The following is a 14,472-nucleotide window of genomic DNA, read 5'->3' on the forward strand; positions in this document are numbered from 1 at the left end:
GCTCAGCTCCGCAGCGCCGGCACGACCAGGAACGGGATCATGCCGATGATGACGCTGACGAGCGCCAGCAGGATGACCGCGTCGTAGCCATGCGTGAGATCGTGGATGACGCCGCCGCTCCATGATCCCAACGCCGAGCCGAGCCCGCTGCCGATCGTGATGGTGCCGTAGATCGTGCCGAGCCGCTTGCCGCGGAAGATCTTCATCGCCGTCGCCGACAACAGCGGTCCGCGCGAGCCGATCATGCTGCCGAAGCAGACGACGAAGCCGGTGAGCAGAAGGATGTTGGGCCAGACCTGCAGCGCCCACAGCATCAGGATGCCGGCGATCGAGACCGCATAAGAGAACAGCACTGACGGACGCCGGCCGATCAGCCCGTCGAGCGCGGAGACGCCGAGCATGCCGAACAGCAGCACGACGCCGGAGAAGCCCCAGGCGGTGGCCGCCTGCAGCGGCGCGAATCCGGCATCGATCAGATAGGCGACGACCTGCGGGGCGATCGCATACATGCCGATCGCGGTGAAGAAGAAGGTCGCAAACAGCGCCCAGAAGGCGTGATGGCGCAGCGCGCGCGACAAGGTCCAGGCATCGTCGGTGAAGTCTGCGGCGATCGGTTTGGTGACGTGGGGGGCGCCGGCCGCAAACAGCCGCCAGGGCAGAAGGGCCAGCGGCAGCAGCAGGACGAATGCCGTGATGCCAAACAACTGATAGGCGCTGCGCCAGCCGATGGCATCGATCAAGAGCTGCGAGCCCGGCAGCAGCAGCAGCACGCCGGCGCCGGTGGCCGAGTAGATCACCGCCATGGCGGTCGGCAGCTTCTTGCCGAACCAGCGTCCGAGCAGGATGGAGTTCGGGACGTTGCCGATCAGCGCGATGCCGCTGCCGACGCACAGGCCGATGCTGAGCTGGAACTGCCACAGCGCCTGGGCATGCGCGGCCGCCGTGAACGCCGTTCCGAGCAGCAGCAGCCCGAGCGCATAGACCGCGCGTGGCCCCGAATGGTCGAACAGCCGGCCGATCAGCGGGGCGGCGAGACCGCCGGCCAGCGCCGTCAGCGAATAGATCGACACCACCTCGGCACGGTCCCAGCCGAAGCTGTCGGAAATCGGCTTGAGAAAGACGGTGAAGCTTTCGCCGAGCCCCCGGCCGAGCACGGACAGCGCAAAGCAGAGGCCGAGCACGACCAAGGCCGTCCGTGCCGCCTTCGCAGGCGGCGGAGCAGGCGGGGTTTCCTCGGCTTGCGCAGGCTCTTGCGGCGCGCTGATCGTCATGGCTGTCAGGGAGCGCGTTTCGACGTTCCCTGACAAGCAGTCAAAAACGAATGCCCCTATGCAGGCTTGACCAGCACATGGCGCTTCTTGCCGAGCGACAGCTTGATCACGCCTTCAGCGGTCAGTTCCTTCGCCGTCAGCGCCATCTTCTCGTCGGTGACGGCGACGTCGTTGACGCGCAGCCCGCCGCCCTTGATCTGCCGCCGGGCTTCGCCGTTCGATGCCACGAGTCCTGCTTTGACGAAGGCATTGAGCACGCCGAGACCGGCGTCGAGCTCGGCCTGGGCAACTTCCACCGTCGGCAGGTTCTCAGCGATCGCGCCTTCCTCGAAGGTGCGGCGCGCGGTCTCGGCTGCGGTGCGCGCGGCCTCTTCGCCATGCAGCAAAGTGGTGGCCGCATCCGCTAGCGCCTTCTTGGCCTCGTTGATCTCGGCGCCCTGGAGCGCGCCGAGCTTCTCGATCTCGGACAGCGGCAGGGTGGTGAACAGCTTGAGGAACTTGACGACGTCGGCGTCCTCGGTGTTGCGCCAGTACTGCCAGAAATCATACGGGCTGCACTGATCGGCATTCAGCCAGATCGCGCCTTGCGCGGTCTTGCCCATCTTGGCGCCGGAGGCGGTGGTCAGCAGCGGCGTGGTCAGCGCGAACAGCTGCTCGGTGCCCATGCGGCGGCCGAGCTCGACGCCGTTGACGATGTTGCCCCACTGGTCCGAGCCGCCCATCTGCAGCCGGCAGCCGGTGCGCCGCGACAGCTCCACGAAGTCGTAGGCCTGGCAGACCATGTAGTTGAACTCGATGAAGCTCATCTCCTGCTCGCGCTCGAGCCTGAGCCGGACCGAGTCCATGGTCAGCATGCGGTTGACCGAGAAGTGCCGGCCGATGTCGCGCAGCATCTCGATCCAGTTCAGCTTGGTCAGCCATTCGGCATTGTCGAGCATGATGGCGTCGGTGGCGCCGTCGCCGTAAGCCAGCACCTTGGCGAACACGCCACGGATCGAGGCCTTGTTGGCCTCGATCTCCTCGACCGTGCGCATGGCGCGGGTCTCGTCCTTGCCGGAGGGGTCGCCGACCATGGTGGTGCCGCCGCCCATCAGGGTGATCGGCTTGTTCCCGGTCTGCTGCAGCCAGTACAGCATCATCATGGTCAGGAAGTTGCCGATATGCAGCGAGCGTGCGGTGCAGTCATAGCCGACATAGGCAGTCGCCTGGCCCTTGGCGGCGAGCGCATCCAGGCCCTCGAAATCGGAGCACTGATGGATGAAGCCGCGGCTCTGCAGCACGTTCAGGAAGTCGGACTTGAAGCCAGTCATTCTCGGCAACTCTGAGTATTTGTTTACGGTGTTGACCGCTTGTCGCGGCTCCGGCACGGAAGGGCAGATGGCAGGGGTCCGGGCGATGTGGCATTATAAGATGCGCCGGGCTTGTACAAGCATGTGCACGGCTCCGGTGGGACCTCAAATCGGCCGCACTTGGCAATCAGGGCAGGGTTTTCAGGTTCGACTGCAATGATTCTGACCGCACTTGGCCTCATGAGTGGCACCTCGCTGGACGGGGTGGACGTGGCCTTGATCCAGACGGATGGGCGGCAGATCAAGAGCCTGGGTCCCTCCGGCTACCGGCCCTACAGCGCCGCCGAGCGCAGCCTGCTGCGCCAGGCGCTTGCAGATGCGGTGCAGATCGAGCGGCGCGAGGAGCGGCCAGGGCGAGTGCGGGAGGCCGAGCAGGCGGTGACGCTGGCGCATGCAGAGGCGATTGCGGCGTTCCTGGCGCAGCACCGGCTGATGCCCGAAGACGTCGACATCGTGGGCTTCCATGGGCAGACCGTGCTGCACCGGCCGGAACGGCGCCTGACCGTGCAGATCGGCGACGCCGCGGCGCTGGCCAAGGCCGTCCACATGCCTGTGATGCACGACTTCCGCGCCGCCGACGTCGATTTCGGCGGCCAAGGTGCCCCGCTTGTGCCGGTCTATCATCGCGCGCTGACCCAGTCGCTGTCACGCGACGGGCCGATCGCGGTCGTCAATATCGGCGGCGTCGCCAACATCACTTATATCGACGGCGAGGATGTGCTGATCGCCTGCGATACCGGTCCGGGCAATGCGCTGCTCGACGATTTCGTCTCCCGGACGACCGGGCAACCGTTCGATCAGGATGGTCGGCTGGCTGAGCAGGGGCGGCCGGACGAAGCCTGGATCGCCCAGGCGCTGCAACTCCCGTTCTTTGCCCTGCCGCCGCCGAAATCGCTCGACCGCAACGACTTCGCTGCGCTGAAGCTGGATCAGGCCATTCCGGCCGACGGCGCGGCGACCTTGACGGCGTTCACGGTTGCCGCCATCGCGCGCGTCGTTCCGTTGTTGCCGAAGCCGCCGGCGAGCTGGATTGTCTGTGGCGGGGGGGCCCGCAACCATACCATGATGCGGATGCTGCGGGCGCGGCTCGCGCCGGCGAGCGTCGAATCGGCGGACGCGCTCGGCTGGTCGGCCGATGCGATCGAGGCCCAGGCGTTCGGGTTCCTGGCGGTCCGCGGCATGAAGGGGCTGCCGCTGAGCTATCCGACCACGACCGGCGTGCCATTTCCGATGACCGGCGGCGTGATCGCGCGTCCGTGATTCATGCAGTTGCATGAACCTTGACAGCTTGATGCACCTGCATCTAGTTTAATGCATCTGCATTGAACTGCCGAGGATGTCATGACGCTGAAGCTGATCAGCCACAAGCTCTGCCCCTATGTGCAACGCGCCGTCATCGCGCTCAAGGAGAAGGGCGTCGCGTTCGAGCGGATCGACATCGATCTCGCCAACAAGCCGGACTGGTTCCTGAAGCTCTCGCCGCTCGGCAAGGTGCCGGTGCTGGTGGTGCGCTCAGCCGAAAGCGAGGTGGCGCTATTCGAGAGCAACGTCATCTGCGAGTATATTGAGGAGACGCAGGCTGGCGCGCGGCTGCATCCGGCGGATCCGCTGACCCGCGCCCAGCATCGCGCCTGGATGGAGTTCGGCTCGGCGATCCTCGGCGACCTCTGGGGCCTGGAGACGACGCAGGACGCCGCGACGTTCGCGGCCAAGCGCGACGCGCTGGCCGCGAAGTTCGCCCGCGTCGAAGCGGCGCTGGGCGAGGGGCCATATTTTGCCGGCGCGCAGTTCAGCCTGGTGGACGCCGTGTTCGCGCCGGTCTTCCGCTATTTCGATGTGTTCGATGCCTACGGCGATCTCGGCATTTTTGCCGCTACGCCGAAGGTCCGAGCGTGGCGCGATCAGCTCGCGCAGCGGCCGAGTGTGCAGACGGCGGTCGGCGCCGACTATCCGGAGCTGCTCCGCGCGTTTCTGGCGCGGCACGATGCGTATTTGTTGAAGCAGGCGGCGTAGCCGCGCCGCTCGTCTCAGGTGCTTACGCCACCCACGCTGTCATCGCCCGGCTTGACCGGGCGATCCAGTAGTCCGAGGCGCCGACGATCAGCCGAGAGGTCGCGGCGTACTGGATCACCCGCTCGCGGGTGATGACAGCAGTGCTTCAAGGCGCGTCCGTCCGAAGGATCGCCGACGTCAGCGACATCAGCGGACGTTGGCGAGGCGCATGTCCAGATAAGCCGTGATCGTCTCCATCAGCGGCTCGAGCTTGCCGTCGAAGAAGTGGTTGGCGCCGGGGATGATCTGCTGGTCGATGACGATGCCCTTTTGAGTCTTGAGCTTCTCCACCAGCGTGTTGACGTCCTTCGGCGGGACGACCGCGTCCTTCTCGCCATGGACGATCAGGCCCGAGGACGGACAGGGCGCCAGGAAGGAGAAGTCGTAGAGGTTGGCGGGCGGGGCGATCGAAATGAAGCCCTCGACCTCGGGACGGCGCATCAGGAGCTGCATGCCGATCCAGGCGCCGAAGGAGAAACCGGCGACCCAGCAGGCACGGGCTTCGGGGTTGATGGTCTGCGCCCAATCGAGCGCCGACGCCGCATCGGACAATTCGCCGGTGCCATGGTCGAACGAGCCCTGGCTGCGGCCGACGCCGCGGAAATTGAAGCGCAGCACCGAAAAGCCGCGATGCGCGAAGGCGTAGTAGCACTGATACACGATCTGGTGGTTCATCGTGCCGTGGAACTGCGGATGCGGATGCAGGATCATCGCGATCGGCGCGTTCTTCTGCTTCGCCGGATGGTAACGGCCTTCGAGGCGGCCGGCCGGACCGTTGAAGATGACTTCAGGCATCAGAGAATCCTTGGCAGAGCATCGACCGACTCCGTCCGTGCTTCATCTGGCGCCTCGCCGACGATATCAGCAGGAAAAGTGGTGATCGAGCACCGTCCGCTCACTTGAACAGGACGGCGCATGCGTGACTGGAAGTTGGCCTTCTAACATGGAGCGCAGGGCAAAAAGCAAGGCTTTTCAACGCCCGGCCATGGCGGCCCCGAGCGTGGATTGCGGCGACGGATTGCTGCGCGCGGCCTCCGGTGGCCGCTTGGCCCCCGCAGGCGCTCCAGGCAGTTAATTGAAAACGCTGGAGTTTTCTTTTTCCCTGCCGGCGGCTTCCGGCGCCGTCGCTGGCGTCTGCTCCGAAAGCGCAACGGCGCTGCGATAGCGTCGGCTGCCCTGGACCGTCTGCCCGGTGTCAAACGTTAGGGTGAAGTCTCCGGAGGGAAGAGAGGAAAGCGCGGTTACCCGGGCCATGTTGACCAGCCGGCCGCGGTGGATCCGCACCAGTTCGAACCGGGCAAGCTCGCTCTCGGCGGCGGTGAGAGTGCCGCGAATAAGGTGCTGCCTGCCGTCCGCCATGGCGTATTCGACGTAATTGCCTGCCGAGGCGACCCACAGGATGTCCGCCGGCGAAATTCGGACGCGGCTGGCGCCGTCGCGCAGCCACAGGGTCGCGGGAGCCGGCGTGTTGCGGGGGGCCTGGCGCGCGGCGCCGTCGCGATAGCCGTCATAGAGCCAGAGCGTCGTGCCGATCAGCAGCGCAGTCATGATGTCCTTGCGGAACTCGTACATGACTGTGGGCCATGAGAGGTGAAAGTCATAGCTGACGCCAGCGGCCCACATCAGGAGCTTGCGCAGTGCCACCATGCCGATGATGTGGAGCGCAGAGAACGCGACGATGGCCAATGCAGCGCGTGCGGCGCTATGGGGTGCAAAGGGCGCCGGGCGGATCGATCGGACGGTCGCGACCAGCAATGGCGCCAACAGGATGATGACCAGGATGCTGGTCATTTCGCCGAGCAGCGGCGTTCCGAGATCGTAGGGCGTGCCCCGCCTGGCCGCGTCCTGGGCCAATGAGAAGGCGTTGACGAGGCCGACACCGACCGAAAGCACGGCTGCCGTCATATAGAACGTCCGATCGTTCGGACGCAGGATCAAACTGCTGAGCTTGTTCATGGGACCGCACTCGCCATCTCATCTCGTAGCGGACATTACCATTGTCTCGCCCCGGCGGCAGCCGCAGACGACCGGTCGCGGGTCGTCGCCGGAGCTGCAGTGGCCGTTGACGACACCAGTTGATATGAAGTGATCCATGGCTGACAGGGTGTACCTCGATTGGAATGCGACGACGCCGCTGCGCCCGGAAGCACGCGCGGCGATGATCGCGGCCATCGATCATCTCGGCAATCCCTCCTCGGTTCATGCTGAGGGCCGCAAAGCCCGGCGGCTGGTAGAGGATGCGCGCGAGGTCATCGCCCGCGGCCTCGGCGCCATGGCCCGCCGCGTCGTGTTCACGTCCGGCGGCACCGAGGCCAATGTTCTGGCCCTGAGCCCAGGGCTCAAGGCGCCGGCCGGCCGGATCGAACGCCTGCTGGTTTCGGCTGTCGAGCATGCGTCGGTCCTGGCTGGCGGCCGTTTTGATCCCGCGAAGATCCAGAGCATCCCGGTCGACCCGTCCGGCGTGGTCGATCTGGGCCGCCTGGACCTGCTACTGGCCGGCGGGCCGCCGGCGCTGGTTTCCGTGATGGCCGCCAACAACGAGACTGGGGTGCTTCAACCGGTTTCGGAGGTCGCTGAGCTCGTGCGGCGGGCTGGTGGGGTCCTGCACGTCGATGCGATCCAGGCTTTTGGAAAGATCCCGCTGGATATCAACCAGATGGGCGCAGATCTTGTGTCGCTTTCTGCACATAAGATCGGCGGCCCCAAGGGGGTCGGCGCGCTGGTGCTGGGGAGTGGCGTCGAGGAGCCGATCCCCGTGCTGCGCGGCGGCGGCCAGGAGCGAGGCCGTCGCGCGGGAACCGAGAATGTGCTGGGAATCGCGGGATTTGGCGCGGCTGCCGGTGCGGCCCTGGCTGGGCTGGAGAGCGATCAGGCGCGGCTCGGGGAATTGCGCGACCGGCTGGAAGCGGGCCTTCGGCAGGTCGCGGAGGTGACGGTATTCTCGTGTGGCGTTCCGAGGCTGCCAAACACGACGCTGTTCACTGCCGACCGGATGAAGGCGGAGACCGCAGTGATCGGGTTCGATCTGGAAGGTATTGCGGTGTCCTCCGGCTCGGCCTGTTCGTCCGGCAAAGTGCAGCCATCCCATGTGCTCGAAGCCATGGGCGTCGGTCCCGCGGTCGCCCAGGGAGCGGTGCGCCTCAGTCTGGGCTGGTCCACCACAGAGGCGGACGTCGATCGCTGCCTGCAGGCTTGGCGAAAGCTGTCGTTGACCCTACTTAAGAGAAGCGACGAAACCGTGCTTGAGCGATTCTAAGGGCGTGATTTCGTCCGTGAAACGTCGTAAGACGGTTCCAGAACGTGTCCACCGCGGTCCTTGAAACCGCGAGCGGAGGATGGAATGCCAGCCGTACAAGAGACGGTCGACCGCGTCAGGCGGATCGACGTTGACCAATATCGCTATGGGTTCGAGACGGTCATCGAATCCGAGAAGGCTCCCAAGGGGCTTTCCGAAGACACGATCCGCTACATCTCGGGCAAGAAGAACGAGCCCGCCTGGATGTTCGAATGGCGCCTGGAGGCCTATCGCCGCTGGCTGACCATGACCGAGCCGACCTGGGCGCGCGTCGACTATCCGAAGATCGATTTCCAGGATCTCTATTATTATTCGGCGCCGAAGCCGAAGAAGCAGCTCTCCTCGATCGACGAGATCGATCCGGAGATCCTGAAGACCTATGAGAAGCTCGGTATCCCCTTGCGCGAGGTTGCGATCCTCGAGGGCGTCGAGCCGAAGCCCGGTGCCGGCAGCCCCGAGACGCGCAAGATCGCGGTCGACGCTGTGTTCGATTCGGTGTCGGTGGCGACGACGTTCAAGGAGGAGCTGAAGAAGGCCGGCGTGATCTTCATGCCGATTTCCGAGGCCATCCGCGAGCATCCCGAGCTGGTGCAGAAATATCTCGGCAGCGTGGTGCCGACCTCCGACAATTTCTATGCGACGTTGAACTCGGCGGTGTTCTCCGACGGCTCGTTCGTCTACGTGCCGCCGGGCGTGCGCTGCCCGATGGAGCTGTCGACCTATTTCCGCATCAACGAGCGCAACACCGGCCAGTTCGAGCGCACGCTGATCATCGCCGACAAGGGCGCCTATGTGTCCTATCTCGAAGGCTGCACGGCGCCGCAACGCGACGAGAACCAGCTGCACGCGGCTGTCGTCGAGCTGGTCGCGCATGATGATGCCGAGATCAAGTATTCGACGGTGCAGAACTGGTACCCGGGCAATTCGGAAGGTGTCGGCGGCATCTACAATTTCGTCACCAAGCGTGGTGACTGCCGCGGCAACAATTCGAAGATCTCCTGGACCCAGGTCGAGACCGGATCGGCGATCACCTGGAAATATCCGAGCTGCATCCTGCGCGGCGACAATTCGCGTGGCGAGTTCTACTCGATCGCGATCTCGAACGGCTATCAGCAGGTCGACTCGGGTACCAAGATGATCCATCTCGGCAAGAACACGTCGAGCCGGATCATCTCCAAGGGCATCGCGGCGGGCCGTTCGCAGAACACCTATCGCGGCCTGGTGACGGCGCATCGCAAGGCGACCGGCGCGCGCAACTTCACCGCCTGCGATTCGCTTCTGATCGGCGACCGCTGCGGCGCGCACACCGTGCCCTATATCGAGGCCAAGAATTCCTCGGCCACCTTCGAGCATGAGGCGACGACGTCCAAGATCTCCGAGGACGTGCTGTTCTACTGCATCCAGCGTGGCCTGAGCCAAGAGGAAGCGGTCGGGCTCGTCGTCAACGGCTTCGTCAAGGATGTGCTTCAGCAACTGCCGATGGAGTTCGCGGTCGAGGCGCAGAAGCTGATTTCGATCAGCCTCGAAGGTTCGGTTGGCTAAGGCCACGGAGCGGGCCCGTCGCGCGGCCTGCGCGTGCTGACATCAAACATCATCCGCCCTCGGACCCGGTCGATCGGTTGCTCCAGGGCAAGCGCTGAGCGGAAAGAGATAATGGCACTACTCGAAATCAAGAATCTGCAGGTCCGCGTCGAGGAGCGCGAGATTCTCCACGGGCTGACGCTGGCGATCGACGCCGGCAAGGTGCATGCGATCATGGGGCCGAACGGCTCCGGCAAGTCGACGCTGTCCCACGTCATCGCCGGCAAGCCGGGCTACGAGGTCACCGGCGGTGAGATCCTGTTCAAGGGCGAGGATCTGCTCGCCATGGCGCCGGACGAGCGCGCCGCCAAGGGCGTGTTCCTGGCGTTCCAATATCCCGTCGAGATCCCCGGCGTCGCCACCATGACCTTCCTACGCACCGCGCTCAACGCGCAGCGCAAGGCGCGTGGCGAGGAGGAATATTCGACGCCGGACTTCCTCAAGAAGGTGCGCGAGATCTCCAAGCAGCTCAACATCCCGCAGGACATGCTGAAGCGCGGCGTCAATGTCGGCTTCTCCGGCGGCGAGAAGAAGCGCAACGAGGTGCTGCAGATGGCGCTGTTCCAGCCCTCGCTGTGCATCCTCGACGAGATGGATTCCGGCCTCGACATCGACGCGCTGCGGATCGCGGCCGACGGCGTCAACGCGCTGCGTTCGCCGGAGCGCTCGATGATCGTGATCACCCATTATCAGCGGCTGCTGAACTACATCGTGCCCGACGTCGTTCATGTGATGTCGAAGGGCCGCGTCGTGAAGAGTGGCGGCAAGGAGCTCGCGCTCGAGCTGGAGGCGTCCGGTTACGCCCAGTTCGAAGACGCGGCCTGATCGCTGTCGTGAATGGATCTGTGATGAACGTAGCTTTGGTCAAGAACGACAGCGGTCCGGCGGCAAGCAGCGTGTTTGCTGCCGCGCAAGGCCGGCTGCCCGGCGCCGGCAAGGTGGCGGATATCCGGCGCGAGGCCTTTGCTGCCTTCGAGCGCACGGGCCTGCCGCACCGGCGCATCGAGGAGTGGAAGTACACCGATTTGCGCGCCCTCGTGCGTGAGGTGCTGCCGCTCGCCGGTACGCCCGACGCGGCTGCGTTGGCGCGCGCCAAGGCCGCGATCGCGTCGGTCGCGATCGACGGGGCGACCAAGATCGTGCTGGTCGATGGTGTGGTTGCGCTCGAGCTGTCCGATCTCGCGGCGTTGCCGTCCGGAGTGTCCGTGCGCACGCTGCGCGCCGTGCTGGACGAGCAGTCCAACGAGTCCCGCGGCGACCTGCTGCTGACCAAGGCCAGCGATCCGATGCTGTCGCTCAACGCGGCGCTCGCGACCGATGGCGTCGTGGTCACGGTGGCGGACGGCGTGCAGCTGTCGTCGCCGCTGCAGCTCATTCACGTCGCCACCGCCTCCAAGGTGGCGCGCTCCAGCCGCTCTCATGTGCTGATAGGGCAGGGCGCCCGCGCTGCGCTGGTCGAGAATTCGATCGCCGCCGAGGGCGCTGCCGCCTATCAGGCCAATGATGCCGCGGTGATCTGGGTCGGCGACGAGGCCGCGCTGTCGCATGTGCGGCTGATGCGGGACGCAACCGATGCCGTGAACGTCTCGTCCGAACTGTTCACGGTCGGCGCGAAATCGAAGCTCAGCCTGTTCAACATGACCAGCGGCGGCGCGGTCAGCCGGCTGCAGGCCTTCATCACGCTCGCCGGCGAAGCCAGCGAGCTGATCGTCAACGGCGTCAACCTGCTGCGTGACAAGCAGCATGGCGACATGACCTTGGTCGTCGACCACGCGGTGCCCGGCTGCACCAGCCGCGAGAATTTCCGCGGGGTGCTCGACGATCGCGCGCACTCGGTGTTCCAGGGGCGCATCATCGTGCGCCAGGACGCGCAGCAGACCGACGGCAAGATGATGACGCGGGCGCTGCTGCTGTCCGACGAGGCCGAGGCCGACAGCAAGCCGGAGCTCGAGATCTTCGCCGACGACGTCTCCTGCGGCCATGGCGCCACGGCCGGCGCGCTCGACGACAGCCTGCTGTTCTATCTGCAGGCGCGCGGCCTGCCGGAAAAGCAGGCGCAGGCGCTGCTGATCCAGGCCTTCGTCGGCGAGGCGATCGAGGCGATCGAGGACGACGACTTGCGCGAACGCGTCATCGCCGCCGCCCAGGATTGGCTGGAGGCCCGCGCATGAGCACGCATCCGGCAGTCGCCAACGGGACCTATGACGTCGCCCGCATCCGCGAGGATTTCCCGGCACTTGCGCTGCAGGTCTATGGCAAGCCGCTCGTCTATCTCGACAACGCCGCCTCGGCGCAGAAGCCGCGCGCGGTGCTCGACCGCATGACGCAGGCCTACACCAGCGAATACGCCAACGTGCATCGCGGCCTGCATTATCTCGCCAATGCCGCGACCGAAGCCTATGAAGGCGGCCGCGAGCGGGTGACGCGCTTCCTCAATGCAAGGCGCAGCGAGGAGATCATCTTCACCCGCAACGCGACCGAGGCGATCAACCTCGTGGCGTCATCGTGGGGCGGGCCGAATATCGGCGAGGGCGATGAGATCGTGCTCTCGATCATGGAGCACCATTCCAACATCGTGCCGTGGCATTTCTTGCGCGAGCGCCAGGGTGCGGTGATCAAGTGGGCGCCGGTCGACGATGAAGGCAATTTCCTGATCGACGAGTTCGAAAAGCTGCTGACCGCCAAGACCAAGCTGGTCGCGATCACGCAGATGTCGAATATGCTCGGCACGCTCGTGCCGGTGAAGGAGGTCGTGCGCATTGCGCATGCGCGCGGCATTCCTGTGCTGATCGATGGTAGCCAGGCAGCGGTGCATCTTGCCATCGATGTCCAGGACATCGACTGTGATTTCTACGTCTTCACCGGCCACAAGCTCTATGGGCCGACCGGGATCGGCGTGCTCTACGGCAAGTATGATCGCCTCGCCGCGATGCGTCCCTTCAATGGCGGCGGCGAGATGATCCGCGAGGTCGCGCGCGACTGGGTCACCTATGGCGATCCGCCGCATAGGTTCGAGGCGGGCACGCCGATGATCGTCGAGGCGGTCGGACTGGGTGCTGCGATCGACTACGTGAATTCCGTCGGCAAGGATCGCATTGCCGCTCACGAGCACGACCTGCTGACCTATGCGCAAGAGCGGCTGCGCGAGATCAACGCGTTGCGGATCATCGGTACGGCCAAAGGCAAGGGGCCGGTGATCTCGTTCGAGATGAAGGGCGCGCATGCCCACGATATCGCGACCGTGATCGACCGGCAGGGCGTCGCGGTGCGCGCGGGCACGCATTGCGTCATGCCGCTTTTGGAGAGATTCAACGTCACTGCGACCTGCCGAGCCTCGTTTGGCATGTACAATACGAGAGAAGAGGTCGATCAGCTGGCACAGGCTCTGATCAAGGCGCGGGATTTGTTCGCATGACCGACACGGTAGACGTCAAAGCTCAGTCCGTCGAAACCCATTCGGCGCTGCCGCCCGAGGAGACCGAGCGGCTGTCCAGCGAGATCATCGCGGCCCTCAAGACGGTGTTCGATCCGGAAATTCCGGCGGACATCTATGAGCTCGGCCTGATCTACAAGGTCGACATCAAGGATGACCGCAGCGTCGATGTGGTGATGACCTTGACCACCCCGAACTGTCCGGCGGCCGGCGAACTGCCGACCATGGTGGAGAACGCGATCGCCAGCGTTCCGGGGGTGGGTGTCGTCAACGTCAATATCGTGTGGGAGCCGCAATGGACGCCGGACCGCATGAGTGACGAGGCGCGTCTCGTCCTCAATATGTGGTGAGGCACGAAGTTTGAATGGTGGGCGGGATTGATTGACCGCCGGGATTGACCAGATGACCGATATGAACAATACGCCAGCGCCCATCGTCAGCAAGCCCAAGCCGCGGCCCCGTCCGCAGGTCATGCGTTTGACCGACGCCGCTGCCACGCGCATCCGCGAGCTGATGCAGCGGGCCGAGTCGGAGATCATTGGCCTGCGGGTCGGCGTGAAGAACGGCGGCTGCGCCGGCCAGTCCTACACGGTCGAATATGCTCACGACATCCGCCCGACGGACGAGGTGGTGGAGGACAAGGGCGTCAAGATCATGGTCGATCCCAAGGCCGTGCTGTTCCTGCTCGGCACCGAGATGGATTATCAGGCCGACAGGATGCAGGCCCAGTTCGTCTTCAACAACCCCAACCAGATCAGCGCCTGCGGTTGCGGCGAGTCGGTGCAGCTGAAGCCTGCCGAGGTCTGATCGTCGGCTTTCCGCCGGCGTTTTCACAACGCCTGTCGTGTTCGCGACATTGACAGCCTGCCTTGAGCGGGACGACAAACGCGTCGAGCGTTTCTGAATCGTCTCGGCAGGAGGGCGCTGCGATGGATCGCGATTATCTCGCTGAGCTGTTCGCCGGCTTCGGGCCGGTCACGATCCGCCGGATGTTCTCCGGCTTCGGCATCTCCGCTGACGGCATCAACTTTGCGCTGGCGTTGCGCAGCGGGCTTTATTTGCGCGCCGATGAAGCGAGTTTCGCCAAGTTCGAGGCCGCCGGGTCCCAGCCGTTCTCTTACGAGACGCGGGCGCGGACGATGACCGTGCGCTCTTATTGGCAGGTGCCGGCGCATCTGTTCGATGACGCCGATGAGTTCACGCTGTGGGCCCGGGAGGCATTCGTCGCGGCGCAAACTGCGGCCCTGCGCAAGCGCAGCAAGACGCGCGCGGCATCCCGGATTGGGCGTGATAAGGCCACGGCAACGGGTGCGGCCAGGCGCGCAAATGCCAAGACACCGGTGACGAACAGCAAGCCTCTCGCGGCACCGAAGACGGTCAAGAAGACCGCAAAGAAAGCGCAGCCGCCTGCCTCCGAGCGGGCCCGCAAGACCGCAACAGGTGCAAGACGGCCCAAAACGTCATCGACGCGGCGCTGACATGGACGCCCGT

General features: G+C 65.0%; 14 protein-coding genes. 10 read left to right on the forward strand and 4 right to left on the reverse strand.

Going from position 1 to position 14,472, the window contains the following annotated elements; all coding sequences use genetic code 11:
- Positions 1–2: 2 nt before the first annotated feature.
- Both HL671_RS11440 and tyrS read right to left on the reverse strand, forming a co-directional pair.
- Positions 3–1,271 carry an MFS transporter gene (locus HL671_RS11440; protein WP_012044033.1) on the reverse strand — a complete coding sequence of 423 codons (1,269 nt, stop codon included), beginning with the start codon at positions 1,269–1,271 and terminating at the stop codon, positions 3–5.
- 56 nt (positions 1,272–1,327) lie between these two features.
- The gene (gene tyrS / locus HL671_RS11445) at positions 1,328–2,581 is read right to left on the reverse strand and encodes a tyrosine--tRNA ligase (protein ID WP_012044034.1); all 1,254 of its coding nucleotides are present in this window, start codon (positions 2,579–2,581) and stop codon (positions 1,328–1,330) included.
- A 195-nt stretch (positions 2,582–2,776) separates the two neighbouring features.
- Here tyrS and HL671_RS11450 point away from each other — a divergent pair, with 195 nt between their 5' ends.
- Together HL671_RS11450 and HL671_RS11455 are read left to right on the forward strand one after the other, a co-directional pair.
- Complete coding sequence (locus HL671_RS11450) at positions 2,777–3,880, forward strand: anhydro-N-acetylmuramic acid kinase (protein WP_012044035.1); 1,104 nt, start codon at positions 2,777–2,779, stop codon at positions 3,878–3,880.
- Between the two features lie 81 nt (positions 3,881–3,961).
- A complete protein-coding gene (locus tag HL671_RS11455) occupies positions 3,962–4,633 on the forward strand; it encodes a glutathione S-transferase family protein (protein ID WP_172236456.1) in 672 nt (223 codons plus the stop codon).
- A gap of 186 nt (positions 4,634–4,819) precedes the next feature.
- Here HL671_RS11455 and HL671_RS11460 read toward each other — a convergent pair whose 3' ends face one another.
- The gene (locus tag HL671_RS11460) at positions 4,820–5,467 is read right to left on the reverse strand and encodes an alpha/beta hydrolase (protein WP_012044037.1); all 648 of its coding nucleotides are present in this window, start codon (positions 5,465–5,467) and stop codon (positions 4,820–4,822) included.
- Between the two features lie 276 nt (positions 5,468–5,743).
- The gene (locus HL671_RS11465) at positions 5,744–6,628 is read right to left on the reverse strand and encodes a LytTR family DNA-binding domain-containing protein (RefSeq protein ID WP_172236457.1); all 885 of its coding nucleotides are present in this window, start codon (positions 6,626–6,628) and stop codon (positions 5,744–5,746) included.
- 136 nt (positions 6,629–6,764) lie between these two features.
- Between HL671_RS11465 and HL671_RS11470 the strand changes: the two genes are divergently transcribed.
- The 8 genes from HL671_RS11470 to HL671_RS11505 all read left to right on the forward strand — a co-directional run bounded on the left by HL671_RS11470 (position 6,765) and on the right by HL671_RS11505 (position 14,459).
- Entirely contained in the window at positions 6,765–7,928 is a 1,164-nt protein-coding gene (locus tag HL671_RS11470; protein ID WP_172236458.1) for a cysteine desulfurase family protein, read from the forward strand.
- Positions 7,929–8,012: 84 nt separating this feature from the next.
- On the forward strand, positions 8,013–9,509 hold the full coding sequence (gene sufB / locus HL671_RS11475) for a Fe-S cluster assembly protein SufB (RefSeq protein WP_172236459.1): 1,497 nt from the start codon (positions 8,013–8,015) through the stop codon (positions 9,507–9,509).
- A 111-nt stretch (positions 9,510–9,620) separates the two neighbouring features.
- Entirely contained in the window at positions 9,621–10,373 is a 753-nt protein-coding gene (gene sufC / locus HL671_RS11480) for a Fe-S cluster assembly ATPase SufC (RefSeq protein ID WP_172236460.1), read from the forward strand.
- Between the two features lie 23 nt (positions 10,374–10,396).
- Positions 10,397–11,719 (forward strand): Fe-S cluster assembly protein SufD, encoded by a 1,323-nt coding sequence (gene sufD, locus HL671_RS11485; RefSeq protein WP_172236461.1) that lies wholly within the window; start codon positions 10,397–10,399, stop codon positions 11,717–11,719.
- Entirely contained in the window at positions 11,716–12,963 is a 1,248-nt protein-coding gene (locus HL671_RS11490) for a cysteine desulfurase (RefSeq protein WP_172236462.1), read from the forward strand. The genes sufD and HL671_RS11490 overlap by 4 nt, the downstream gene beginning before the upstream one ends.
- Complete coding sequence (locus HL671_RS11495; protein ID WP_012044044.1) at positions 12,960–13,331, forward strand: SUF system Fe-S cluster assembly protein; 372 nt, start codon at positions 12,960–12,962, stop codon at positions 13,329–13,331. The genes HL671_RS11490 and HL671_RS11495 overlap by 4 nt, the downstream gene beginning before the upstream one ends.
- Before the next feature lie 52 nt (positions 13,332–13,383).
- A complete protein-coding gene (locus HL671_RS11500; protein WP_012044045.1) occupies positions 13,384–13,788 on the forward strand; it encodes a HesB/IscA family protein in 405 nt (134 codons plus the stop codon).
- Positions 13,789–13,910: 122 nt separating this feature from the next.
- Positions 13,911–14,459 carry a TfoX/Sxy family protein gene (locus HL671_RS11505; protein ID WP_172236463.1) on the forward strand — a complete coding sequence of 183 codons (549 nt, stop codon included), beginning with the start codon at positions 13,911–13,913 and terminating at the stop codon, positions 14,457–14,459.
- Positions 14,460–14,472: the final 13 nt, after the last annotated feature.

The organism is Bradyrhizobium denitrificans (assembly GCF_013179005.1).
GTDB lineage: Bacteria > Pseudomonadota > Alphaproteobacteria > Rhizobiales > Xanthobacteraceae > Bradyrhizobium > Bradyrhizobium denitrificans.